General features: G+C 59.8%; 19 protein-coding genes. 15 read left to right on the top strand and 4 right to left on the bottom strand.

Annotated elements, in window-relative coordinates; all coding sequences use genetic code 11:
- A complete protein-coding gene (locus RQ935_RS02765; RefSeq protein ID WP_311497121.1) occupies nt 1-3,903 on the top strand; it encodes a DNA-directed RNA polymerase subunit beta' in 3,903 nt (1,300 codons plus the stop codon).
- A gap of 139 nt (nt 3,904-4,042) precedes the next feature.
- A complete protein-coding gene (locus RQ935_RS02760) occupies nt 4,043-5,452 on the top strand; it encodes an AI-2E family transporter (RefSeq protein ID WP_311497120.1) in 1,410 nt (469 codons plus the stop codon).
- Between the two features lie 164 nt (nt 5,453-5,616).
- Here the strand turns inward: RQ935_RS02760 and RQ935_RS02755 are convergent, their stop codons facing one another.
- On the bottom strand, nt 5,617-6,099 hold the full coding sequence (locus RQ935_RS02755) for a PLDc N-terminal domain-containing protein (protein WP_311497119.1): 483 nt from the start codon (nt 6,097-6,099) through the stop codon (nt 5,617-5,619).
- Nucleotides 6,100-6,261: 162 nt separating this feature from the next.
- Here RQ935_RS02755 and RQ935_RS02750 point away from each other — a divergent pair, with 162 nt between their 5' ends.
- Nucleotides 6,262-6,654, top strand: coding sequence for a hypothetical protein (locus RQ935_RS02750; protein ID WP_311497118.1), 393 nt, complete (start codon nt 6,262-6,264; stop codon nt 6,652-6,654).
- Nucleotides 6,655-6,679: 25 nt separating this feature from the next.
- On the opposite strand, the gene RQ935_RS02745 is transcribed toward RQ935_RS02750, so the two are convergent.
- The gene (locus RQ935_RS02745) at nt 6,680-8,245 is read right to left on the bottom strand and encodes an AMP-binding protein (protein ID WP_311497117.1); all 1,566 of its coding nucleotides are present in this window, start codon (nt 8,243-8,245) and stop codon (nt 6,680-6,682) included.
- A 34-nt stretch (nt 8,246-8,279) separates the two neighbouring features.
- Here RQ935_RS02745 and RQ935_RS02740 point away from each other — a divergent pair, with 34 nt between their 5' ends.
- The 12 genes from RQ935_RS02740 (at nt 8,280) to RQ935_RS02685 (ending at nt 24,603) form a co-directional block, all read left to right on the top strand.
- Complete coding sequence (locus RQ935_RS02740) at nt 8,280-9,404, top strand: DUF3048 domain-containing protein (protein WP_311497116.1); 1,125 nt, start codon at nt 8,280-8,282, stop codon at nt 9,402-9,404.
- A 44-nt stretch (nt 9,405-9,448) separates the two neighbouring features.
- On the top strand, nt 9,449-10,501 hold the full coding sequence (locus tag RQ935_RS02735) for a 1,4-dihydroxy-2-naphthoyl-CoA synthase (RefSeq protein ID WP_311497115.1): 1,053 nt from the start codon (nt 9,449-9,451) through the stop codon (nt 10,499-10,501).
- 132 nt (nt 10,502-10,633) lie between these two features.
- Complete coding sequence (locus RQ935_RS02730) at nt 10,634-11,191, top strand: hypothetical protein (RefSeq protein WP_311497114.1); 558 nt, start codon at nt 10,634-10,636, stop codon at nt 11,189-11,191.
- Complete coding sequence (locus RQ935_RS02725; protein WP_311497113.1) at nt 11,176-11,988, top strand: hypothetical protein; 813 nt, start codon at nt 11,176-11,178, stop codon at nt 11,986-11,988. The genes RQ935_RS02730 and RQ935_RS02725 overlap by 16 nt, the downstream gene beginning before the upstream one ends.
- Nucleotides 11,982-12,545 carry a hypothetical protein gene (locus RQ935_RS02720; protein ID WP_311497112.1) on the top strand — a complete coding sequence of 188 codons (564 nt, stop codon included), beginning with the start codon at nt 11,982-11,984 and terminating at the stop codon, nt 12,543-12,545. Before RQ935_RS02725 ends, RQ935_RS02720 begins: the two co-directional genes overlap by 7 nt.
- Nucleotides 12,546-12,702: 157 nt before the next feature.
- The gene (locus RQ935_RS02715) at nt 12,703-13,608 is read left to right on the top strand and encodes a hypothetical protein (protein ID WP_311497111.1); all 906 of its coding nucleotides are present in this window, start codon (nt 12,703-12,705) and stop codon (nt 13,606-13,608) included.
- Complete coding sequence (locus RQ935_RS02710; RefSeq protein WP_311497110.1) at nt 13,605-14,672, top strand: enolase C-terminal domain-like protein; 1,068 nt, start codon at nt 13,605-13,607, stop codon at nt 14,670-14,672. The genes RQ935_RS02715 and RQ935_RS02710 overlap by 4 nt, the downstream gene beginning before the upstream one ends.
- Nucleotides 14,673-14,719: 47 nt before the next feature.
- Nucleotides 14,720-15,646 carry a protein phosphatase 2C domain-containing protein gene (locus tag RQ935_RS02705; RefSeq protein ID WP_311497109.1) on the top strand — a complete coding sequence of 309 codons (927 nt, stop codon included), beginning with the start codon at nt 14,720-14,722 and terminating at the stop codon, nt 15,644-15,646.
- Nucleotides 15,647-15,648: 2 nt separating this feature from the next.
- A complete protein-coding gene (locus RQ935_RS02700) occupies nt 15,649-16,110 on the top strand; it encodes an FHA domain-containing protein (protein ID WP_311497108.1) in 462 nt (153 codons plus the stop codon).
- On the top strand, nt 16,110-20,300 hold the full coding sequence (locus RQ935_RS02695; RefSeq protein WP_311497107.1) for an FtsK/SpoIIIE domain-containing protein: 4,191 nt from the start codon (nt 16,110-16,112) through the stop codon (nt 20,298-20,300). Before RQ935_RS02700 ends, RQ935_RS02695 begins: the two co-directional genes overlap by 1 nt.
- Before the next feature lie 218 nt (nt 20,301-20,518).
- On the top strand, nt 20,519-22,369 hold the full coding sequence (gene menD / locus RQ935_RS02690; protein ID WP_311497106.1) for a 2-succinyl-5-enolpyruvyl-6-hydroxy-3-cyclohexene-1-carboxylic-acid synthase: 1,851 nt from the start codon (nt 20,519-20,521) through the stop codon (nt 22,367-22,369).
- Between the two features lie 197 nt (nt 22,370-22,566).
- Nucleotides 22,567-24,603 (top strand): trypsin-like peptidase domain-containing protein, encoded by a 2,037-nt coding sequence (locus RQ935_RS02685; protein WP_311497105.1) that lies wholly within the window; start codon nt 22,567-22,569, stop codon nt 24,601-24,603.
- A gap of 155 nt (nt 24,604-24,758) precedes the next feature.
- Here the strand turns inward: RQ935_RS02685 and RQ935_RS02680 are convergent, their stop codons facing one another.
- Together RQ935_RS02680 and RQ935_RS02675 are read right to left on the bottom strand one after the other, a co-directional pair.
- The gene (locus RQ935_RS02680) at nt 24,759-25,040 is read right to left on the bottom strand and encodes a type II toxin-antitoxin system YafQ family toxin (RefSeq protein ID WP_311497155.1); all 282 of its coding nucleotides are present in this window, start codon (nt 25,038-25,040) and stop codon (nt 24,759-24,761) included.
- On the bottom strand, nt 25,037-25,309 hold the full coding sequence (locus RQ935_RS02675; protein WP_311497104.1) for a type II toxin-antitoxin system RelB/DinJ family antitoxin: 273 nt from the start codon (nt 25,307-25,309) through the stop codon (nt 25,037-25,039). The genes RQ935_RS02680 and RQ935_RS02675 overlap by 4 nt, the downstream gene beginning before the upstream one ends.
- Between the last annotated feature and the right edge of the window lie 39 nt (nt 25,310-25,348).

The following is a 25,348-nucleotide window of genomic DNA, read 5'->3' as shown; positions in this document are numbered from 1 at the left end:
ATGTTGGATGCAAACAAGTTTGACAAGTTGCACATCGGTTTAGCGACCGAGGATGACATCAACGGCTGGTCCCACGGCGAAGTTAAAAAGCCGGAAACCATCAACTACCGGACGCTGAAGCCGGAAAAGGACGGCTTGTTCGACGAACGGATTTTCGGGCCGACCCGCGACTGGGAATGCGCCTGTGGCAAGTACAAGCGCGTGCGTTACAAGGGCATTGTCTGCGAACGCTGCGGGGTGGAAGTCACCCGTTCCAAGGTGCGTCGCGAGCGGATGGGTCACATCAAGCTGGCTGCCCCGGTGACGCATATTTGGTACTTCAAGGGCGTACCCTCCCGGCTCGGTTACCTGCTGAATATCGCTCCGAAGGACCTGGAAAAGGTCATTTACTTCGCGGCTTACATGATTACCGAGGTTGACGAGGAACGCCGCCACAAGGACCTTGCCGATATGCAAAAGGAATCCGACCTGGCTCGTGAACAACTCGAAAAGAACCGCGACCTGGACGTCGAAAAGCGCGCCCAAAAGATGGAACAGGATATGGCGGCGCTGGAAAAGGACGGCGCCGAGAAATCCGAAATCGACAAGGTCAAGCGCAACGGCGAAAAGGAAATGCGCGCCATTCGCCACCAGGCCGAATCTGACCTGAAACTGCATGACGAAGTTTGGGAACGGTTCAAGAGCCTGAAGGTCGGCGACCTGGAGGGCAACGAGCTGGTGTACCGCGAAATGTATGCCCTGTACGGCACCTATTTCAAGGGTGGCATGGGCGCCCAGGCGGTGAAGGATCGTCTGGAATCTTTCGACCTGGAAGCTGAAGCTGAGGCCTTGAAAGAGGTCGTGGAGAGCAAGTCCGGTCAACAGAAAACCCGCGCCCTGAAGCGTTTGAAAGTCATTAACGCTTTCCTCCAGACCGGAAAACCGGCCTCGGCGATGGTGTTGGACTCGATTCCGGTCATTCCCCCGGACCTGCGCCCGATGGTGCAGCTGGACGGCGGACGTTTCGCGACTTCTGACCTGAACGACCTGTACCGTCGCGTCATCAACCGCAACAACCGTCTGCGCCGCTTGCAGGATTTGAACGCTCCGGACATCATCGTCAACAACGAGAAGCGCATGCTGCAAGAGGCCGTGGACGCCCTGTTTGACAACGGTCGGCGTGGTCGGCCGGTGACGGGTCCGGGCAACCGTCCGTTGAAGTCCCTGTCCGATATGCTCAAGGGCAAGCAGGGACGTTTCCGTCAGAACTTGCTGGGCAAGCGCGTGGATTACTCGGGTCGTTCCGTCATCGTGGTCGGTCCGCAGTTGAAGCTGCACCAGTGCGGTTTGCCCAAGACGATGGCTCTGGAACTGTTCAAGCCTTTCGTGATGAAGGTGTTGGTGGAAAACGGGGACGCGAAGAACGTCAAAGCTGCCAAGCGCATGGTGGAGCGGCAAAACCCCCAGGTCTGGGACGTTTTGGACGAGGTTATCACCAACCACCCGGTGTTGCTGAACCGGGCGCCAACCCTGCACCGTTTGGGTATCCAGGCTTTCGAGCCGCTGCTGGTGGAAGGCAAAGCGATTCAGCTGCACCCGCTGGTGTGTGGCGCGTTCAACGCGGACTTTGACGGCGACCAAATGGCGGTCCACGTTCCCCTGTCCGCCGAAGCCCAAGCTGAGGCGCGCGTGCTGATGCTGTCGTCTAACAATATCTTGAAGCCCTCGGACGGCCGTCCGGTGACCATGCCTTCCCAGGACATGATTATCGGTATCTATCACTTGACCTCGGACGAAGATCCGGAAATGGTGCATAACCCGCGGTTTGATCCTGACGGTAACCGGGTGTTGAAGTACTACTCCAGCCCCGCCGAAGCCCGCCTGGCTTACGACAACGATGACCTGGCTTTGCAGGAAACCTGCGTAATCCGCATGGAACCGGGCGACTTACCGCCAGAGGACATGACAATGCCCGAGGGGTGGCAGCCGGGAGACCGCTTTGAGCTGGAAACCTCCCTGGGTCGGGTTATCTTTAATGACTCGCTGCCGCGCGACTACCCGTTCGTGAACTACGTGGTAGAGAAAAAGAAGCTCGGGAAAATCGTCAATGACCTGGCGGAACTGTATCAAAAGGCCGATATTGAGGTGTCCCTGGATGCGCTCAAGTCCTTCGGTTTCCACTGGTCTACCTGGTCGGGGATCACGATTTCCTTCACGGACGTGGTGCCGCCCTCGACCAAGCCCGCCATTTTGGAAAAGTACGAAAACCTCGCTTCTGACGTGCAAGCTGACTACGACCTGGGTGCTATCACCGAGGACGAACGCTACAGCGCCTTGATTGACCTGTGGCGGGCGTGCACGAATGAAGTGGCCGAAGAAATGCGTGATAACTTCCCCGAACGCAACAATGTGTACCGCATGGTGAAGTCCGGGGCGCGCGGTAACTGGTCCCAGATTCAACAGATTGCCGGTATGCGCGGTCTGGTGTCCGACCCGAAGCAGCGCTTGATTGAGCGCCCGATTAAGTCGAACTACCGCGAGGGTCTGTCCGTGCTGGAATACTTCATCGCGACCCACGGCGCCCGCAAGGGTCTGGCCGATACCGCTTTGCGTACCGCGGAATCCGGCTACCTGACCCGGCGTCTGGTGGACGTGTCTCAGGACGTCATTATCCGCGAGGAAGACTGCGGCACCCGCAAGGGACTGAACATCACCATCGGTTCGGTCAACGACGATGGCCAAGTCGAGCCCGACGAACTGGTCGAGACCACCGCTTTTGCACGGACCCTAGCTGTTGACGCGGTGGACGAAGCCGGAAACGTGGTGCTTGAAGCCGGTCAAGATGTCGGTGACGTAGCGATTAAGAAACTGCTCAAAGCCGGTATCACCCAGATTAAGGTGCGTTCCGTGCTGACCTGTGATGCGGCGATTGGTACCTGCGCCGCCTGCTACGGGCGGTCCCTGGCTACCGGCAAGCGCGTGGATATTGGCGAGGCTGTCGGTATTATCGCTGCTCAGTCCATCGGCGAGCCCGGTACCCAGCTGACGATGCGTACCTTCCACACCGGTGGTGCGGCTTCGGCGGCCGATATTACCCAGGGTCTGCCGCGTGTGCAGGAGCTGTTTGAGGCGCGTACCCCCAAGGGTGAAGCGACCATTACCGAGGCTGCCGGCCGGGTGAAGATAAACGACGACCCGTCCGGCCCGCGCGAAGTTATCATCACTCGTGACGACGGCAAGGAAGACCTGGTCATCGAGGTGTCTCGCCGCCAGGCTCTGTTGGTTGCGGACGGCGATCACCTGGAGGTGGGCGACCGCCTGACCCAGGGGCCCATCGACCCGAAGAAACTGCTGCGAGTGAAAGGCCAAGCCGAAACCCAGCGTTCCTTGGTCAACGAAGTGCAGCAGGTTTACCACAGCCAGGGCGTGGATATTCACGCCAAGCATATCGAGGTTATCGTGCGCCAGATGCTGCGCCGCGTCACCGTGCTGGAGTCGGGCGACACCATGTTGCTGCCCGGTCAGCTCATCGACCAGGCGAAGTTCCGCGAGGAAAACAAGCGGGTCGTGGCGCAGGGCAAGCAGCCCGCCTCGGCACGTTCCGAGCTGATGGGTATCACCAAGGCGTCCTTGGCCACCGATTCTTGGCTGTCCGCGGCTTCTTTCCAGGAAACCACGAAGGTCCTGACCAACGCGGCAATGGAAGGCATCGACGACCCGCTGTCGGGCCTGAAAGAAAACGTCATCCTGGGCAAGCTGATTCCGGCCGGTACCGGCCTGGGCCGTTACCGCCGCGTGGAAATCAAGCCTTCCGAGAGCGGTCACGAGATGCTGATGTCGCAGCTGCCTTACAGCGACACGACCGGATTCGGACTGTTCGACGACACCGAAGGTCACTTCGACTTTGAACACCCGTGGGGGTAGGGTCGAAAATGCCCGGTGACCTGTGATTACAGGGCTGAATCGGGTTTAATTCAATAGTTTCGGGGTTCCCGGTTCGCCAGCTGCGGTTGGCGGGCCGGGAACTTCAATTTTTTGCCGCTAGGTTGGTAAGGTTATTCCTATGGGAATGATAGATAAGGCCAAAGGGATGGTTCAGGCGGTAAAGTCTGGTGCCCCCGGTGACGAGTCGAGTAGCACTGCAGATGCGGGCAACACCGTAGAAGTAAAGGCTTCAGAGGCGACAGCCTCCGGCTTGGCGGCCTGGCCCACCGGGATGCGCTTCGCTTTCGCGCTGGCTGCCAGCGCGCTGATTATTTTCCTCTTAGCACAGATAGCCGGGGTGTTCATGCCGACTTTCCTGGCGTTTTCGCTGGCTTTGGCGGTGCGCCCGGTTTCGGAGTGGCTGATTCGCCACCGCTGGCCGGTCGGTTTGGCGGCTTTGGTCAACATCGTGCTGCTGTTCGCCATTCTCTTTGTCATGCTGGGGTTGATTGCGATTGCCATCACCGCGATGGTCACGGAGTTACCCCGCTACGGCTCAAAGTTCCAGGCACTCTATGAGAACGCCATCAGTCAGTTGGATCAGCGCGGCCTGGACACTTCCGCTGTGTTGGATTCCTGGAAGAACGTGGATATCAACCGGATATTTTCTTATCTGTCCGGTTTCGCTAACCAGATTAGTGGCGCGGGAACCACCCTGTTCTTTATCATCATGGTGGCGATTTTTGTGGTCGGAGACATCGTGGTGGTGCGCCGTCGCGCCGCTGAGCTGGCTTCCTACGCGCCAGGTTTTGCCATCGCACTGCGCAACTTCTCCCTGCGGGTGCGGACTTACTTCCTGATGACCACCGTTTTTGGTGCTGTCGTGGCGCTGGTGGACGTCGGAATTCTCTATGTGTTTGGCGTGCCGACCCCCTGGACCTGGGGCATCCTCGCTTTTGTGGCGAACTACATTCCCGCGGTGGGATTCATCCTTTCCATGATTCCCCCGATTCTGCTGGCTTTGGCGCTGGGCGGGGTGTGGCCGGCCGTCGGGGTCTTCATCGGCTACATGGTCGCGTCGATGCTGTTCTTGAACATTTTGCAGCCTCGCATCGCCGGCAACGCGGTGGGCTTGAACGCCACCGTTTCCTTCCTGTCCTTGATGGTGTGGTCCACGGTGATGGGCCCGCTCGGCGCGATTCTGGCGGTGCCTCTCACGCTGTTCTTCAAAGCTATCTTCGTGGATTCCGACCCGCGCACGGCCTGGATTGATGTGTTCTTCCGGCCTTCCGACGAGCCCACCTCCCTGGTGTCCAGCCGCAAATCGCGTGACCGTGACGGTGACGGTTTGGACGATTCCACCGGGAAACCCCCGAGCATCGATACTCGGTTGCGTGAGGAACAAATCCAGGACGCGGCTGAGAAAGAGCGCGCCCGGGCGCAAGCCACCCTGGAGGAGCTGAACCAGGAGGCTTTGGAGCAAGCCGCTGAAAAGGCTGAAAAAGATAAGGCCAATAAGGCCGAACCTTCCGAGAAAACTGAGGAATAGCCGTCCGGCCTGCTACTATCGCTTCGTGGCAGGTCAGGAGTGTTTCCGGTTCAGCAGGCCGGTGCGTGCTGTCCGCTGCGCATCTCGGGGTTGCTCGGTGCGCGCGGTGATCCCGGGCCAACCGGATGCTCGCGGTTTGCTGACGGGGGCACAAGCCCGGGTGGTTAGGATTTCGTTTCGGGGGAGTCCGCGGAATCCGGCGGATTTTCCGGGTCAGTAGGCTTCTCTGTGCCGGACTTTTCATCCGGGCGGGGTTGGAGTTTTTCGTCCTCTTTCGCTCGCTTCTTGCTTTCGTATTCTTCACGCTGTTTCTCACGCAGTTTCCGGCTGACTTCCTCAAGGAACTCCGGGTCGTCATCAGGAGCGCTAGGCTGCTCCGGGGTGGGTTTTCGCCCGAAACTGAGGGGTACGGATTCCTCACTGGACCAGATATTCGGCTCGATAACCCCGCCTTTGGCTTCGGCAGCGGCGACTCGCGACACGATTATCCACGCAATCGCCCCGATAGGGCTCAGCAACAAAATCAGCAAAATCCACAAAATCTTCGGTACCTTGCCGGGCATATTATCTTTCGGAGTGCGAATGCAATCAATCAGCGCATACAGGGTCAGCGCCAACCACAAGATAAACAACAAAACTCTGGCCACGGCTTCATCTTAACGTAAAAACCGTGGTCTTTCTTGTTTTGTCGATTTCTGGACATGCCGGGCTGATAGCCAACGGAGGAAATGGCATAAAAAGGGCGGAGAGGGCGAGCGGCCGGTATCATGGTTTTCAAATGGTTTTCATTCGCAAAGGAGAGGTCGCAGATGTCTAACTCCAAATCACGTTGGATTCTCTTAGCGGCTTATGCCGTGCTGTTCCTGGCTTTGCCCTATGTGACCCAACCGATTTTTAAGTCTGTAGGCGATGGCGGTTTCGGGTGGATTTTGATGATTTTCTATCTGGCGCTACCGTTGTTGGGACTGGGATGCGGGGTTGCAGACGGGATTGCCAACGGCTGGTCACTGTGGTGGCTCATCGCGCCGGTAGTACTCTTTATTCCGCACTTTTTTCTGGCGATGGACGCTGCCTCTAACCTCAGCGTCTACTGGGATGAATTTTTCCTGTTCACCGGCATCTATGTCGGTTTCACATTCATCCCCAACCTCATAGCAGGGCTGATCCGGAACTCCTTACAGCGCTCCCGAGCAAAGTCCTAAGCCCGCCCGACCCTGCGGGGCTCGGTTAGCGCACCCAGGCGCGACCGGCGCGAAGTTCCCGTTTCGCCAGCTCGGTAACCTCGTGACGAGCCACCTTGCCCGGCCCTAACGTGGGCAGGTGCTGCACGACCACGACCACGCGGGGAGCGTGGGCGGCACCGAGTTCCGCGGTGACGGCGGTGCGAATCCGCGCCGCCAGAGAATCCGGCTCAGAAGTTCCGTCTTTCCCGCGAATCCCCAAGGAAGCCGGGGAGCCCAACATCGGGGCTAGCAAATCCACGTCGAGGTCGTCTCCAGGCACCACCACCGCGGTGACCAGCTCGCCCCAGCGGGCATCGGGCAGCCCGACCACACACACTTGACCAACCCCCGTCACACTTAACGAGGCCTGTTCCACTGCGGAAGCATGAACCTTTACCCCGCCGGTGTTGATGACATCATCGGTACGGCCCTGGATAATCAGGCGCGGACCCTCCATACGGCCGGTGTCGGAAGTCTTAAACCAGCGGCGCGGCCCCATCTGAATCCACGGCGAAACCTCCGCGGGATCGACTCCGGCCGGCGGTTTCTCAACGTAGCCCTCCATCAAAGACGTGCCGGTAATCCACACGGTATCGCCCACGGTCGAAACTTGGGTACCGAGCAGGGGAATCCCGTCATAGACGCATCCCCCGCAGGTTTCGGTCATTCCGTAGGTTTCTACCACGTGCCAGCCCACGGCTTTCGCCCGGTCGGCCAGGAACGGGGTAAACGCAGCACCCCCGACCAAGATGGTGTCCACTTTCGCCAAAGCCGCGACCGCGTCCCCGCCCTCGTCCAAAATCTTTGACACCTGGGTGGGCACCAACGACAGATACACCGGCAGGGTTGAATCCTTGGTGGCACGTTCCACCGCGCGCACCAGGCTGGCAGGCTTAAATCCTTTAGTAGTATCCACAATGACAGGTTTCGTCCCGGAAATGAGCGAACGGGTCAACACCTGCAGCCCGGCCACGTGATGGGTCGGCAGTGCCAGAATCCAGCGGCCCGGCCCGCCTAGGGCAGCCAGGGTCGACCGGGCGGAGGACACCAGAGCGCTGGCGGAAATCGCCACCAAGTGCCCGTTGCCGGTCTGGGAGCCGGAGGTCTGCATAATCAAGTCGGTTTTGGCTGGCAGGGGACCGTTCAAGCGTGACCGCAGGGTGTGGCGGGCCTGTTCCGGATCGACTCCCGGAGCGATGGGAACCAGGATTTTGCGGACAAACTCGCTGGGGGGTACGTCCGCGGGGTCGCCCTCAAAAGCTCCGCCTACGGGTTTTTCGGTGTCGGTAGCGTCGGGGGCGGTCTCAGCAGGTTGTTCGGGCAGGTCCGATTCCGTGGGCAAGTCCGGGGTTTGCGTGTCATCCTCGGCGCGGACTTCCGCTAACGCTGCCTCCCAGTCGTAGTCGTCCGCGATTTCCCGACCGCTGCGGGCGAGTTCTTCCTCAGTAGTCAGAAAAGGCTCAATCGCGGTATCCAAAAATTCGGCCAGACTGACTACGTCCTGGGGCTTCGTGCCTCCCGTCAGGAAACAGAACCGGACGGGAACCCCCCGCTTCGCTGTGTCACTCACCAACTTCACCCTGCCTTAACGCTAAAGTTCAATTATGGCTGTAACCTGGGATAACACCACAGAAAATGCGGCAAACAAAGTTGTTTGCGCCGGGCGTCGCAACATGCCCGGAACCCGTCATACAGCCGGTTTCAATAAGATTCTAGCGGTTTTCGTGGCTTTCTGGACAATGCTGGGGATGCTGGGGTTGACGGCCTGTGCTAATTCGACGCCTGAGCCGGAAAAGACCCCTCCCCCTACCACCCAGCCCGAGGAACCTGCCTCTTGGCCCTTGACCGGCCTACCTCGTGAAGACCTAACCCCGCACCCCGCGGTGGCGGTGAAAGTGGAGAACACCGTGGCGGCTCGTCCGCAATCAGGGCTGGAGGACGCCGACATCGTGTTCGAAGAACAGGTCGAGGGCGGTATGACGAGGTATAACGCCGTGTTTCATATGCATACTCCCGAGGAAATCGGCCCCGTGCGTTCCGTGCGGCCGATGGATCCGGGTATCGCGGCTCCGTTCGGCGGAATGCTGGTCTATTCGGGGGGAACCCCAGTGTTTGAATCTCGGGTTCCCGCCTCCGGGTTGCGTGGATTCAACGAAGATCAGGCGCTGGGGGCGCTGTATCGCGTGAAGTTCCGTGCCATGCCCCACAACCTCTATCTCTCGATTCCTAAACTTTACGAAAAGGTCGGCAAAGACCGCACTATTGAGCCTGACGCGCCCCCAATTTTCGATTTCGTCAACCCCGACCTAGGGGAGCCTCCCACCGCGGTTTCGTCAGGAACTCCGGCGAATTCCCTGGCGGCGCGCTTCCCTTCCCTGGTCGCGGGCTACAACTGGACCGGTTCGCGCTGGCAGCGGGTTGATGGAGGCGTGGCGGCGAGCGCCCGGTCGGGAGCGCCGCTGCAAACCGATAACGTGGTGGTGGTGCTGACCACCATCATTGACACCGGCGCAAAAGATGCGGCCGGGGCTGCTGTCCCCGAAACGGTGCTGACCGGCGGCGGAACCGCCTACGTGGCGAGCGGGGGCTCGGTCGCCCAAGTGACCTGGTCCAAAGATTCAGAAGGCTCGCCGCTGCTGTTGACGGACTCGGCCGGCAAGCCCGTCCTGCTCAACCGCGGCACCACCTGGATTGAGCTGCTGCCCAACACAAACTTCAGTTTCCAGTAACCCCAGCCGGCCGCAACACGCTGGTGAACAGTTAGAATCTAAGCGTGGACAATAACGCGGTTTCAGATGTTTTTGAGGCAAAACGGTGGCGGGAAGTCGGACTGGAGGGGCTCAGCGATGTGACCTATCACCGGGGCGTGGGCGCGGACGGCAGCCCGGCACCGGTGGTGCGCATTGCGTTCAATCGGCCCGAAGTGCGCAACGCTTTTCGTCCCCAAACCGTCGACCAGCTGTATCGTTGCCTGGATCACGCCCGCATGACTGCCAGTGTGGCCACGATTTTGTTGACTGGCAACGGGCCGGCGCGTGACGGCGGCTATGCGTTTTGCAGTGGCGGGGATCAGCGGGTGCGTGGCGCTGACGGTTACCAGTATCACGTGACCGTTCCGCGCGACGACGCACCACTTCCGCCAGAGGGAGCGGCAAACCCGCCCGAACGCCCTTGTGAAACCCGAAACCCGGCCGACCGGACTGCTGACCTGAAGCACCCGGAAACCCCAGAAACTGCGGACCTCCCCGACCCGAGAGACGCGGCCGGACGCTATGGGCGGCTGCATATCCTGGAGGTGCAGCGCCTCATTCGCGCCACCCCGAAACCGGTTATAGCCCTGGTCAACGGGTGGGCGGCCGGTGGGGGACACTCACTGGTGATGGTGTGCGACCTGGCGCTGGCCAGCCGGGAACACGCCCAGTTCAAACAGGTAGACGCGAATGTTGGCTCGTTCGACGCCGGATACGGTTCGGGGCTGCTGGCGCGGCAAGCCGGGGACAAGCGCGCCCGTGAGATATTCTTCCTGGCCGAAACCTATTCCGCTGCCCAGGCTGAGGCTTGGGGAGTGGTGAACCGCGCGGTGGCGCACGAGGACCTGGAACGCGTGGGTTGGGAATGGGCGCTGACCATTGCCGGGAAATCCCCGCAGGCGATTCGCATGTTGAAATACGCTTTCAACGCGGTGGACGACGGCCTGGTCGGAATGCAAATGTTTGCCGGGGAAGCGACCCGGCTGGCGTATGGGACCGCGGAGGCACGCGAGGGCCGCGACTCTTTCCTCGAGAAGCGGGCCCCGAACTGGGACGAGTTTCCGTATTATTACTAGGGATACGAGTTCTATCTCTGTGATAGTGCGCAAACTGATTACCAGCAATGACGAATTTGCAGTATCTGTCTGTATTGGGTGATATAATCGCGAACACACAATGATTATTTGGCATTAGCAAGGGAGCATGTCATGCGTTCTGTTTTCATACCCGTGGCGATTGGCTGCGTAGCAGCATCTTTGCTGGTTTCAGTTCCATCGGCTGCTGGCGCAATCGAGCCTATTCCATACGATGATTCGTTGGACAGTATTCAGCAGACTCAATTTGTGGGTGAGGTGAAAGAAGCACAAGCAACGACACGCAACCAGGGGCGGAATCTGATCTCGCCTAATGGTGGTCTGGTTACGGCGCATTATCCTCATCCCTCCAATGGTGTTGCTGAGGTGTCGGGGCATGTGTGCTGGAAACCGGTTGGAAATCCAAGTTTTTCTACCATGAGGCTTACGGCTCAACTATATGCCTGGTATGGTAACCGATATGTGAAGGTGGGAATGGAAGACGCTCGAGAAAGTAAACCTTGCCTCAAAGGGCAAACACCGGGACCGAATGCTAGAGTTGCATGCGTAACCGGCAAAAAAACTTCATGGCATACATTCGGCACCGGGTATGCGCCTGGGGTGCAAAAAAGCTACGGAGAGCATAAGTCTGACAACCGAGAGATTAGTTGTTGGCCATGGGCAATACAGTAGAAATTAATTTTGTTTCTAAAACTGTAACCAAAGATAGCGTAGAGATATCAGAATCCGAGAAAGAACAGATAATTGAGCTATTCGAGGGTATGAATGAAGAGTGCTTTGATTTTACCGATAACAGATGCGCTCCCTGGTATTATCACCCGGAAGAGAAATGGCCGCAAGACATTCCGGGACTGGTGTCATCGGTATATGTGAGTTTCGCAGATCAGCAAAAACCTGCATTTTCTTTATTATTTTGGATGTTGTCTCACTGTTTGTCACAAGTTAAGAATACGCAGGTGGATGCTGTCGCAATTCGTATGGGAAGTTTCAACTTACCGGAGTGGGGATCCACTATTGAATACGGTAAGTCTGGGGTCGATGAAAATAACCATAATTCTAGGATTTTACAGTTCATAGGCGATATGGTTCCTCAGCCAATTTTCCCTGACGTTAGAGGTGAGGGGTACATCGAAGCAATTTCTAGAGGCTGTGAGTTTCCCTGTGACATCAGTTTACGCATTGATTTTATACAAGGCGAAAATATGTCGAAATTTTGGAGTATTTTATCCTTACTCATTAATAAGTATGAAAAGTGTATTAGCTATAGCCGCAACAGTAGCCAAAGTGATTTGGTAGATTTTCGTGTAATTCCAAAAAATGATAACCCTAGAGTTTTATCGGAACATTGCATGTTGACGATTGGAATCTGGGAGCCTCTCGTGATTGGACGGTTGGTAAGAATCATTTTCCAGTCGCTTCATCTGGCAAAAATTCATTCCCCTATATGTATTGAGATTGTAAAATGTTAGCTTTTATTCATTCCAAGTCTTGCTTGACTAACACTCTGGTTTTATTATTTTGTCTTGTGTGTCTTGCTTCATGTACCGGAGGGCGACATGTCTCATCCCAAAATGACGAAGCTTCAAGCCACGTTCCTTACTTACGTTTTTGCTCTAAAGAATTTTGCTCACCACAAATTTCCATTGATGAATCTCATTCTTCATGGGGAGTAGTCGATGATGAAGCACCTGCCTCACCGATACAATGGGTAAACCTTCCCGAATCGGTTGATGCGGAAACGTTCCAAATACGTATTCACAGTGCAGTACCTTTAGAGCAAATCGACACTGCTTATTACCCCGAAGGTGTCGATTCGAACGGTCATCCAAAGTCATGGGAAATTGTGAATATCTGTTCCTACCAAACCGGTGAAAAACCGTGTGAAACTTTCGTTTCTAACAATGAATACACCTTCTCAATACCTGATGAAATCATTAAGAGCGGACACGAATTTCCCATCGCTGTAATCGGTGCAGGTGACCCATCCCTTACGTACTCTGCGGTTTGGCATTTCAAACTTTCTTAATTTTTTCAATTTGTTGCGAATCCACCCGGTTCGCCGACATTGATGTAGTAACGTGAGGTCTAAACGAGGGTTTTAGTGAGTCTACGTACGTAGTACACCGAGCCAGTAAGACACAGCATAATTAGGATTAATCACAGACAGACGTGCGGAGGCGAAGATGGATTTCACGTTCCTGGTTGCCACGCTGGTGGGAATCGCGCTGATAATCGTGACCTGGGTGACGCCCTACGCGAAATTCCTGCGTGATGGTTTTGGGAAAACTGAGCTGGGTAACCGGGTTGTGGCCATCATGATTCCCGGCCTGACCATTCTGTGCCTGGGCGTGACGTTTTTCGAGGCCTGCGTGACTTACGCCACCGGCCTGTCCTTTTGGCGAGTGTGGGGGATTCCGCTGGCGGCCTTGCTGGCTTTGATTGGTCTCGGGGTAGCGTTTTGGGCGTTGATTCCCGCGCCGGTGCCGAGTTTCCTGCAGCCACGGTGGATGAAAGAGGAGCGCCTCTATGGGGCTTTGGGGGCGCTGGAACGCACTCGCTCTGCGCAAAAGCGCCGGGAACGGGAGGTGAACCGGCGCGGCTTTGACTATTTCGACACCCAGATGATTGACGGGGTTTCGCTAGCTTACCCCGAAACTTGGGTGTTGAACCTGGAGCCGAGCGCCCCCGCGCGTGTTCCCGGGCTGAAACTGGAAAGCCGTTTTGCGCTGGATACGCCCCACGACTTTATCCCGCATTCGCGGATTTTGTTGATGTCCGCGCCCTTGACGAGCCCGGAGGACAGCGTGAATTGGTTGCGCCGACTGGCGGTACCCGCCGGTTGGCAGCCGCGGGAAGTCGCGACTTCCCAGTTGGCTGAAAACCCCGCAATCTGGGCTGATTCGTGTCTGCCGGACGGTCGGGGAGTGCAGCAGCGCTGGGCGGCGGCTATCGGGGATACCTTGTGGGTGTTGGCTTTTCAGGTGGCTGGCCCCGATTTCGGGCCGCTTGCCGACGTGGGGGCGAAAGTCGCCGCCTCGCTGACCCTGCCGGACTCCGGAAAGACAGCCGGTCCCGTGGTGGCATCGTGACCAGCAACGTTGAGGATTCCGGCAGTTCCGCCCGCCTTTCCCCTTTCGAACCCGGCCCGGCTGGCACCCAGCTGTTTACGGCGCAGGGAATCAAGCGGGCGTGGGTGTTTTCTGTACCGATGCGCGTCAAGTTTCGCAATATCACGGTGCGGGAGGGGCTGATTTTACAAGGCCCTGCCGGCCTGGCTGAGGCGGCGCCGTTCGACAACTATCCTCCAGAAGTCGCCGCCACCTGGTTTTCCGGGGCGTTTGCGGTGGCGGCACAGGGGTTACCGACCCCGCCTTCCCCCGTTCCCCTCAACGTCACGGTGCCGGTCGTGGCCCCCGACACCGCGGCGCGGCTGGTTCGCGAGTCGGGGTGTGGTACGGCAAAAGTGAAGGTAGCCGACCCGCGCAGCGACCTCGAGGACGACATTGCCCGGATTCGCGCGGTTCGTTCGGCCCTGGGAGCGGCGGGCCAGATTCGGGTAGACGCCAACGCGGCGTGGAGTCTGGCTGAGGCGAAAACCGCACTGCCGCGCTTGTGCGAAGCGGCCGGACCGGGCGGGTTGCAGTATGCCGAACAGCCGTGTAAAACCCTCGATGAACTGGTCGAACTGCAGTGTGCGACGGGGATTCCGGTGGCGGCTGACGAAACTATCCGCTTGGGCGGGCAGCTCACCGAGGTCATCGCCAGCGGGCTGGCTGCAGCCGTCATTAAAGCGATGCCCCTGGGCGGCCCGGCGCGTGCCGCCGCCCTGGTGGCGGACGGGCTGCGGACGGCTGCTCCGGGTGGCACCAGCGCGCCCCTTCTGGTGGTGTCTTCAGCTTTAGACACCGGGGTGGGCTTGAGCGCCGGACTGGCCCTCGCGACCCAGCTGCAAACGACAGCCGCCTGCGGACTCGGGACACTGCGCTTGTTCACCGACACTATCCTCACCGCGGATCCTCGCCTCGAAAATGGGCGCCTGTATCCAGTGGAAACCTTGGAACTGAAAGGAAATCTGGCACCCGTGAGCTCGGCGGTCAGCAAACGGTGGCGCGAAAGAGTTGAACAGGTAGCCGCCGTGTTCGCTAGACTTTAGTTAGCAGCGGCAACGAAACTGCAAATAAGGAGCGAAGGACGAAACCGATGGAAATCGAAACCGGCACCTGGACGCTTCCCCACGGGGAAACACTGCGCTGGGCTGCCGCCACCGATATCGGCTTGAAACGAGCCGAAAATCAGGATTCATTCCTGGCGACTCTGCCGTTCTTTTTAGTTGCGGACGGAATGGGCGGTCATGCCGGAGGCAAACAGGCCTCGGCTACGCTGCTGGGGCATATTCAGCCTCTGACCGGCACGGAGGTGAGCCTGCCGGTGGTGCGCGAATCCCTGGAGGCGGCCTGCGAGGAAGTTATGGGGCTGGTGGAGGAAAACATCGATTACACGATTTCGCCGCCGGGAACCACGCTGACAGGTTTGGTGTTGCTGGGTTCACTAGGAGGGTCCGCGGCTGACGAGGCGGGTTCCGCGGCCGCGACGGACGGGTCGGAAGCGGCGCAGTTCTTGGTTCTCAATGTGGGGGATTCGCGAACTTACGTGTTGAGAGAGGGGTTGCTGACCCGGCTGACGCGGGATCATTCCCAAGTCGCCGAGATGGTCGAGGCGGGGATGCTGACCGTGGAAGAAGCCCGGGTCTGGCCGACCCGTTCGGTCATTACCCGCGCTATCGGAGCTGGTCAAGTTGGGTTGCCACAGATTGATACCTGGACTTATCCGGTCGCGGCACCCCGGCGTTTCCTGGTGTGCTCCGATGGGCTGCATTCCATGATTGATGACGGTGTCATCGGGCGGACTCTGGGCGAAAGTCCCACCCCCGAAATGGCAGTAAACTCCTTGGTGAACCTGGCCTTGCAGGCGGGCGGGACCGATAATGTGACCGCGATTGTGGTCGACGTGACCGCCCCAGAATCCGCGCCCACCCCCACTGAACCGACCGATTCCGCGCAATCCGAGCCGCCGGAGCCGCCGGGCTCCCTTCTGCCACCCCCGCCTCCCCCAGACAGCGAGGGATAGAAATGAAACACAGCGCCGACGGGGGCAAAACGTTTACCGTGCGGATTTGTCCGCTGGGCCACCACAATCCGCCGGATTTTCCCCGCTGCCGGGTTTGCGGCGGAGTCCTGGACGCCCCGATTCAGGTGGCTTTCCCGAAACTTGGCTGGGTACGTTCCACCGACCAGCAAACTGTCGAGCTGACAGGCGATTTGGTGGTGGGTCGGGCTCCGGAAACCCACGGGCGCGAAGGGGTGTTTTCCCTGACTACTCCACCCGAAATCCTCGAAATTTCCCGCACTCACGCCCGAATCTGTACCGAGGGATGGGAAGTTACCGTGGAGGACCTGGGGTCGGACAACGGCACGCGCTTGTGCCGGACGACAGGCCAGATGGTGGACTTACAGCCGCACAGGCGGTACAACATTCAACCCGGTGACGTGCTGGAACTAGCGCCAAACTACCTGTTGAGGTTTGAAGCCTGATGCGCCGACCGGTTCGAATCTTGGTGGATGGTAGCCCCGCCGAAGTGCTGTTAAACGCGGACGCGCGAGCTCGAGTTGCCGATGTGGCCACAGCTTTGGGCGGAGGGCCGACGTCTCGCCTCAGTGTGACACCGTTGGCGCCCCTGTTGGATCCGGGAGGCACCGGGTCGCTGCCGGTCGTTGCTGAGTCCTCGGGGTCACAAGTCTCGAGGGGTGAGGTTGGCGGGTCAGGTCCGGCGCAGGTCGGTAAACCTTACGTGCTGCCGCGGGTCTTGCCGGTGGCAAAAGCGCCGATACCGCCGGGGGCAGGTTTGGCGCTGGTGGGGGAGAGTGACGAGCTGCCGCCAGCGCCGGCGGGAATGAAGTCGTTGCTGGCTTATTCACCGCAACCGGTGACCGACCCCGAACCGTTGGGAATCAACGTAGAAATGCCGGCTCGACCCCGCTTGTGGCTGGCGAATCCTGCGACGCTTGCCGTGCCCGTGGTGCCGGTGGCCCTGTTTGGGGTGTTAGCGGTCATTTTCCCCAGTGCTGCGGCGTTTGCCCTGCTGGGGCTCGCTGTGGTGGCGGGCGGCGCCGAAGTGGGGTGGGCCCTGACCCAAAACCGGGCGGCTTGGGTGCGGTATGAGCGTGACATGGCCGCGCTCACCCCGCAGATTCAGAAGGCTTTGGACCGTCGCGACGCGGCGATACGTGCCAGCGTTACCGACTTGGCGGACCCGCGCCACGCCCTGCTGCCCGGACTGTGGGGGCACGCGAGTGCGCAAATGCGGATTCCGGTCGGTTTCACCCAGGTTCGTCCCGAAATCACGTTGAGCAGTCCCGCAGATGCGACCCCGTTTCGCGGTTGGGGACCGATGGCGGGGGCGAATGCGGAGACGGGCCACCCGACCTCGGGACAAATCACGGCCATTAACCGCAGAATCAGCGCGATTGGCGCCGCTACGGTCGGTGCGGGACATACCGGTCTGGAGGTCGCCTATGTTCCGGCGGATTCCGGGCCGCTGGCAGTGACCGGTCCGCGAAACCTGCGCGGACCCGCGTTGAATCAGTTGCTGATTCGCGCCGCCCTGCGCTATTCCCCAGCCGACCTGAAAATCGTGGTTGCCGCGGCGAAACCCGCACATTGGGCGTGGGTTAGCTACCTGCCGCATGGTGAGGCAGTGCGCGACGATCTAGAGTTAGAGCCGGTCAGCGACTTGAGCGAAACCAGCGCCGAACGCCTGGCACAAGCCTGGACCAGCCGCAAGGGTCTGCGCGGCTCACGCCAACGCCTGTTGCTGGTGGTGGACGGAGAAGTCCCGGCCGGCTCACAATGGGAAGATTTCGGCGCGGAACCTGGCGTTTGGCTGGTTAACACGGTTGACGACCTCAGCAGTGCGGTTAGTGCTGCTCGGCAAGTCTTGGACTTGGCGACCGGGTCTTGGCAAGACGGCGTGTCCCGCATTCCCGGAACCGTCCCGCAAAGTCCGCGCCACACCGCTTCTAACGGGATTCCGCTGCAGTCCGCCCGCCCGACCCGGCAGAGTGTGGAACCCCTGTTGTTGACTACCCCTAGTGCGCGAAAAGTCGCGGAGCTCCTGGCCAACCTGAAGCTGCCCGGTAAAACCGCCGAGCCTTTGCCGGTAGTGGCCCAGCTGACCGATGTTTATCCCCTGGCGACTGGCGAAAGCGCGGCTGTTTTAGGCGAGTTGGGGGACGGGTCCCGCTGCGCGGCGGCCATCGGCTACGGCACCTCCGGCCCGGTGACCTTAGATTTGGCTGACGGCAAGAACGCCATCGTGGCAGGAGAAAACCAGGCTGCCCGAACCAATGTCATCGCTGCCTATTTGGCAGGCTTGGCGTTGACCCAGCGCCCGGAGGACGTGAACTGGGTTATTTTTGACTCCCGCGGCACGAAATGGGGCGAACTGGAGCAAGCCCCGCACTGTTTAGGTGTCGAGTCGGGGCGGGGAGACGCCGTGTTTACCCGGCTGCTGCGTTACCTGGAAGCGGAAACTGAGCGGCGCGAAATTTGGCTGAGCGAATCCGGGGCAGGCAGTCTGGCGCGAGCGCGCGGAGCCAAAATAGCGGGAGTCCCGGCCGATTTAATTGTCGTCATAGCCGCCGGGGAGGCGTTTACCTCACGGCAGCTCTCGCAGCTGGCGGAGCGGCTGCATATGTACCGCGCTCTAGGGTTGCACCTGCTGGTGAGCAGCGGGGACACCGAAAAGCTCCCGCGCGAAGCCCTGAAGTACCTGCCGACACGTGTGGTGCTGCACCTGGAGGACGAAGCCCTAGAGGTGGTTTGTGGCAGTTTTGAAATTGATCCGCACGCGGCTTTCACACATCCCGGCCGCGGGGTCCTGCTGGTCGGCGGGGTAGCGACCGGCTTCCAGACCCTAAATACCCTGATGGTTACCGATTTTAGCGACCCTCAGCTGGCTCCCGTAAACTTCACCGCCCTGGGCGGAGCAGCGTTCCCACAGACACTGGTAACGGGCGGCCGCTGGCGAGCGCCGGCTCTTATGGGCGGGCGTTCCAGTCGGGCTAAAACCAGCGGGAACCAGCCCGCGGTTGGTGTGCTGCGAGCCGCAACTCCGCTGTCTGTGCTGGCAGGGTCGTTTTGCCGCGGAAAATCCGCAGTCAGGCGCTGGACTTCCGGGCTGGAAAATGTCTATGACCTAGCGGCCTTGGGACAATCCAGCGACGCGGAGTTCCGCCTGGGGGTGCGCGATGACCTGGCACACCAAGATGTCGTCCCCTTTGGCTTTACCCCCGACCGCGAGGGCAACCTGTTCGTGGCAGGTCCGAGCGGTAGCGGGCGCACCGGAGTCCTGCGGGCCATCGCTGCCGATAGTTTGAACACCTCAGGCCATCCCGTTACTCTCTATGTCTGCAGCGCCGACCCCGCCCTCGATGTGCTGTCTAACTGGGCAAACGTGGGTGTGGTAGCCCATGCTAACGAGCCGGAGACAATTGCCGACACAATTGAGTACCTGGTCAGCCGGTGGCGTTGGCGTACCGAAATAGCGCTGCGCAACGCCACCCGCAGCTTCCCTGAACTGCGCGAAGTGCTGCGCGGCGAACAGCCCGGCACACCCTTCGACGCGGATAGCGTAGCGGGCAGTGAAACCGACCGTGGCGAGCGCATTATCGTCGCGATTGACGGTTTGGAAGCCGTGTTGGAATCCCTGCCGGGAGCCAGTTCCGCCAGTTTTCTGGAACTTATCACCGGAGGTAGAGTCGTCGGAATCCATTTCGTCATCAGCGCCGAAAGCCTCGAGAACCTACCGGCAGCGTGGCGAGGTGCATTCGGAATGCGAATCGCGTTAGACGGTTCCGTTCCCGGCCGCGGCCTCGTCGCGGATGACCCGCGAGCTATTCAAATCGCTGTCCTCGGTAACGACCCCTCCGAGCCCGCCCAGACACGCATCCTGGAACGTTTGGGCGCGCTGGCAAAAACCCCGGCCCACCGGATTGACCGATTGGCGGTACCGGTGTTTGCCACCGCCCTCACCGTTGCTCCTAAGGGAGAAATGGCGCTGGGGCTGAGTGCCCCCGGTGGTCGGCAAATCAATACCATCACCAGTGGGGTTTACCTCATTGCGCGAGGGGACGGGGAAGTCGACCGGGCGGTGAGCTTGGCGGTCATGCGCTGGCTGGCTCGTTCACTGCGTACTTCCAGCCCGGACACCGGGATGGTGCTGTTGTCTGCCCAAAGCCGTGAGGACAGTTCGCCCGCGTTGGAAACCCTGGCTGGTCTGGAGATTTGGGACGCGGTATCCTGTGGTTTCTCAGACTTCCGCGACTTTTATCACCAGCTGCTTTCCGTTGCGGAACAAAAATCCCCGCCGGGATTCCCCGGTTTAGCTATCTTTATTGCCGATCTGCCCGGATTTGCTCAAAACACGGACACTGCGACAGCCATGGCAGACGTCATCCGCGCGGCACGTAGTCGCGGACACCTGGTTTTTGCCTCGGGCGCTGCGAACTCCCATGATGGGCTGTCTTGGATGACTGACTCCGAGTTGAATGCGGTGGTGAAAGCCCCCGCTGCGGGACTCTCTCTCGGTTTGAGCGCCGCCGACACCACCGCCATCTTCGGCGTCAGCGTCCCCCAAGACGGAACCGCATTCCCGCCCGCCCGCGGCTATTGGATTCACCGCGGCCAGGCCATCAAAATTCAGCTTCCCCAAGAAAATGGCTGAACACACCCGCCACGAAACGGCTGAATACCCGCACGGTACCAGTGATGAACTAAATCGAAACCTTATGACTGGGTTCTGTCCATAAACCTCCCTTCGGTAGGCGCGATAGTACTTGAAAGGTAGCATTGACCCCGGAGACGAAAATTTTGCAGTTTTGAAACGGCTTTCGTTTCCCGGCATTCCAACGGTTTACCGGCTTTGCGGGGAACGCGAAAAGCATGATGCGAACAGTGAAAGGGCGAGTTGTGGGTGACACCAGTCAGCGGGACAATCAAGACGCTTCAAACCAGCAATACGCTGGGGATTTGGTGCGTTTACTGGTGAAGCAGGGATTCACGGACTGGTTTTACTGCCCCGGCTCCCGCGATGCCCCCTTGGGCTATGCCTTGAACCACTTGGCAGCCAGCCACCGCCTGGACCTGCACGTTCGCATTGACGAGCGCGATGCGGCTTTTATGGCTCTCGGGGCGGCGCGCGCGGGGCATCCGGCAGTTTTGGTGATGACGTCTGGCACCGCGGTGGGCAACGCCCTGCCCGCGGTGATGGAGGCGGCTCACGCGGGACTGGCGTTGTTGGTTCTTAGTGCGGATCGTCCTGCGGCGCTGCGCGGCACCGGCGCGAACCAAACCACTTGGCAGCCAGGGATTTTCGGGGATTTCGTGCGTTTCGCCGCGGATATTCAACCCGGCATCACCCCCGCGGAGCTGCAAGATACCGTGTCGGCCGCAGCGGCAGCTTGTCAGGGCGAAAGCGCCTCGCCTCACCCGGCCACCGCGGAAAAACACTTCCCCCTCCCCGGACCGGTACACATTAACGCCAGCTTCATCGAGCCTCTGGCGCCCCCCGAAACTATTGAGGCGTTCGCCACCCGCGCCGCCCGCACCAACGCCAGCGAGGAACCTTTTGACCCACACCAGGCACCGCGCGGTACCCTACTGATTGCCGGGGACCTCAGCGACGCTACCTACGCTGACTTGCGCGAGGCGGTCAAAAACGCGGGGATTCCCGTCCTGGCTGAACCGCAAACTGCCTGGCGGCGTCACTCCAACGCGGTGCGAGCCTACGCCAAAGCCGCCGGGACGACGTTGGCGGCGGTGGCTGAGCACAACCTGGAGCGCGTCATTGTCGCGGGTCGCCCTACCTTGACCAGGCCGATTACGCGGCTCATTTCCCGCCGCGACATTCCCGTGGAAACCGTGGGGACGCCGGGCACAACGGTCAACCTGGCGGGCAACATCGCTCGCCAGTGGGAGGACGCGTCCACCCTGGCTTGTGAACTGGCGAAAGCAGCGCAACCGTCACAAGGCTCGGCTCCCCGCCGGCCCGATGCCGAGGCTCCGGAAAGTTGGTTGGAAATGTGGCGTGTGGCGGGTGAAAAAGCGGCCGCGACCCTGACCCAGGACTGGGGTTTTCACAGCGCGGCGCAAGTGATTTGGGACAGCACTATGTATTCGCCCGAGCCGGTGGACCTGTTCCTGGGGGCTTCGCTGACTATCCGCGTTTTCGACGCGGTGGCGCGCAATTCGGCCCCAAACCCGATTCCAGACCCCCCGCGGGCGGACGTGCTGATGCCGCGCGCATCGAGAGAAAATCCCGCACAACCCGACTCCTCCACACCCGCTCAGGCCATAAATCCCCAGGTCAGCACGTGCGACGCACACCGCGTCTTTACCAATCGGGGTCTGGCTGGGATTGATGGCACGATTGCTTCGGCTTGGGGGGCGGCGCTGGCTCGGCGCCAGCCGATGCGGTTGGTTTTTGGGGACGTGTCGTTTTTCCACGACCTGGGTGCCTTGTGCCACGGCAGCGCCGAAGAAGTACCAAACTTGCAGGTCATCGTGATAAACAACGGGGGTGGGCGGATTTTTGGCGGTCTGGAGCACGGTGCGGCTCCGGCGGATACCTTCACCAGGATGTTCCTAACTCCCCAGGTTGGCGATGTTTGCGGGCTAGCTCGGGCGGTGGGTTGGCAACCCGAGCGGGTCGACAGCTTGGCGGGGTTGGTCTCGGCCCTGGCCCAACCGGTCAGGGGGCTGAGCCTGCTGGAAATAGTCCTGCCCCCGGCCTGACTTTGAACAATCCGGCGGTGGGGGAATATATTGCAAAAGTGTCGAAATGAAAGTTAGGACCTCTCGCGCCGGTGTCTGAGAGCACAAACCTGGCAAATCCTACCTGGGAACGAGCTTTGACCACAGGCCGGCGCCAGTATCCCAGGTAATTTTGAAGTCACCGGGTCAAAACCGGTCAGAACTTATGAGGAGAAACAGTGAGCGATACGAATAACCCCTGGGCTTCCCCCGAGGAAACGCCCGCGCCAGAAAACCAAGAAAATACCGGGCCCACTTCGGAACATCAAGAAACGCAGATTCCCATGAATCCCCAGAACTCTAATGAGGCCGCGACGCCCGCCAACCCACAGCCCACCGAGACGCAAGCTCCCAGCCTGAGCGGCCGGATTATCTCGGTTACTCCCGCCGGACAGGCCAGCGCTGAACCCGCTGAGGCCAGCGATTATGCCAATCAGTCCGGTGTTAGTCCGGTTGCGCAGGCTTCTAGTGAAGTCGCGGGCGCGGGGTCCGCAAGTTCGGCCGGTGACGGTTTCACAAGCCCGTCCGGGAGCGTCCCCGCTGGCCAGCCTGTCGGCGGCTCCACCGGTTCGCCCTACACCGCCCCGGCCCACCCGACCGACACCGCTTCTGACCACTCGTCAGACACCGATTCTGCCCAGCCCGTCAACCCGACCAACCCGGCGAACGTGGCCAACTCGGCGAACCCGACCAACCCGGCCAACCCGGCGAGCGCGAACCCTTCGGCACAGTACGGCGCCAACGCCTTTTGGGGCACCACTCCGGGCTTTTCCGACCCCCTCGCGAATCCGGCAAACCCGCAATACTCCGCGACCCACCCGAATCAGGGTCAGCCAGCTGGCTCCAACCCAGGTCAACCGGGCTATCAGGGAGGCAATCCGTTTGCGACTTCCGACCCCTTTACCGGCACCCGCGGGGCGACGAACCCGCTGCAAAACAGTTTGACCTGGTCGGCGACCCCGGGGGATAAAAAGGAAAAAAGCCGTCCCGGATGGGGAGCCATGATTGGCGTGGCGGTGGCGGCATCGCTGCTGAGTACCGGAGGTTTGTACGCCATCGAACAGAGCGGTCTCTTTGGGCATGATGGGGAAACCACCAGTTCCACCCTGTTTAACCCGGAGGATAAGAACGTCGCCACCCCCGAGCCAGTGGCAAACTCCAACTCTCAGAACCCGAACTGGGAGGCCGTGGCCAAGGCGGTTCGTCCCGCCGTGGTAGCGATTTCGGTGGAAACGAACAACGAATCCGACCAGGGCTCCGGCTCGATTATCGACTCGAAAGGCTACATCCTGACCAATAACCACGTGGTGGCGGGAGCCGCGGACGGCAACGGGGTCATCACCGTGGAACTGTTCGACGGACGCTTGTACAAAGCAAAAATCGTGGGCCGTGATGTGCTGACTGACCTGGCGGTGATCAAGATTGAGAACCCGCCGAAAGATCTAACCGTGGCGCCGTTGGGCAACTCCGACGACCTGAAAGTTGGGGAGTCGGTCGCGGCCATCGGTAACCCTCTGGGGCTATCGTCTACCGTCACCACGGGCATTGTCTCGGCGCTGAACCGTCCGGTGCGGGTGCAGGCGGTGCAGGGGGGTAGTCCCGACGACGAGGATGAGCAAGATCCCTTTGGTCTGCGGCGTTACTTCGGCGGTGGCGGGATGCTGCAACCTTCCCAGCCCGAGAAAAGCACCGCTCCTACTGAAGTCACCACGAACGCGATTCAGGTGGATGCGGCGGTGAACCCGGGTAACTCCGGCGGTCCGTTGTTCGATTCACGAGGGCGGATAGTGGGCGTGACCTCGTCCATTGCGAGTCTATCGGGTTCCGGTGGCTCGACTGGCGAGGGTCAGGCGGGCTCTATCGGATTGGGCTTTGCCATCCCGATTAATCAGGCTTCGATGATTGCCACCCAGCTGATTGATCACGGCGAAGCGGTGCACGCGGCTCTCGGGGTCGTCGTGGGCCAAGAGGTCGCCACCGTGGACAAAGTGTCCCGTTTGGGTGCGCGGGTCCAGGAAATCAACTCCGGTTCGGCCGCGGATAAAGCCGGTTTGAAAGAGGGAGACATCATCACCAAGATTGACGGCAAGCCCGTGAAAGGCTCGTTGTCCCTGGTCGGCTTCGTGCGCCAGTACGCCGTGGGCGACACGGTGGAACTAACCGTGGTGCGGAACGGGGCGGAAAAGAAGATTCCCGTGACGCTCCAGGCGCAATAGCCGTACGCGCGTGTCTAGCTGGCTGGTCGCTGCCTTCGGGCGGCGGCCAGCCCGGCATTTACGCGGGGGTGTGGCTACTTCAGTTTGTAGCCTCGGTGTAGGGCAACGATACCCCCGGTGAGGTTCTTGAGCTGCCTGGAAACAGGCAGCTCAAGCTATTTCTGGAATAGCTCCGCGTGGGTGCCGAGTCGATAGAGCATCAGCACGAGCACGTTACTGCGGATTTCGTAGATCAGCAGCCAGTCCGGTTCGATGTGGCATTCCCTGGTTCCCGCGAAAGTGCCGGAAAGGCCGTGGTCGCGGTATCTTTCGGGCAGAGTGCCTCCCTCTGCCAAGACTTGGATAACTTTGAATAGTTTTTCTAAATCCCGGTGCTGCTTTTTTGCGAGTTTCACGTCTTTCTTAAAATGGCTCGTAAACCTGACTTCGTACTTTATACTTCCAATGCGGCCTTTAGCTCATCGAGACTCGAGTAGCCCTTAACGTTGGGGTCGGCTGCTATCCGCCGACCCTCCCTTATCGCGGCAGCGGTAGCGTCATTGGGGACATTCAGACTCAACTTGAAAGGAATTCCCTGTTCGCGAATGGCAGTACGCAAGAACATATTAATAGCCGTGGTCATGTTGAGACCCAGTTCCGAAAAGATGCGGTCGGCCTGTTCTTTGACCTCTTTGTCAGTCCTAATGTTTAAATTCGTAGTCGTCATGGCGCTCCTCCTTAGTTCGATTTTAGCAAAAAGTTCGTC

This window comes from uncultured Mobiluncus sp. (assembly GCF_963511525.1).
GTDB lineage: Bacteria > Actinomycetota > Actinomycetes > Actinomycetales > Actinomycetaceae > Mobiluncus.
This window is presented reverse-complemented; position numbering and strand designations above follow the sequence as displayed.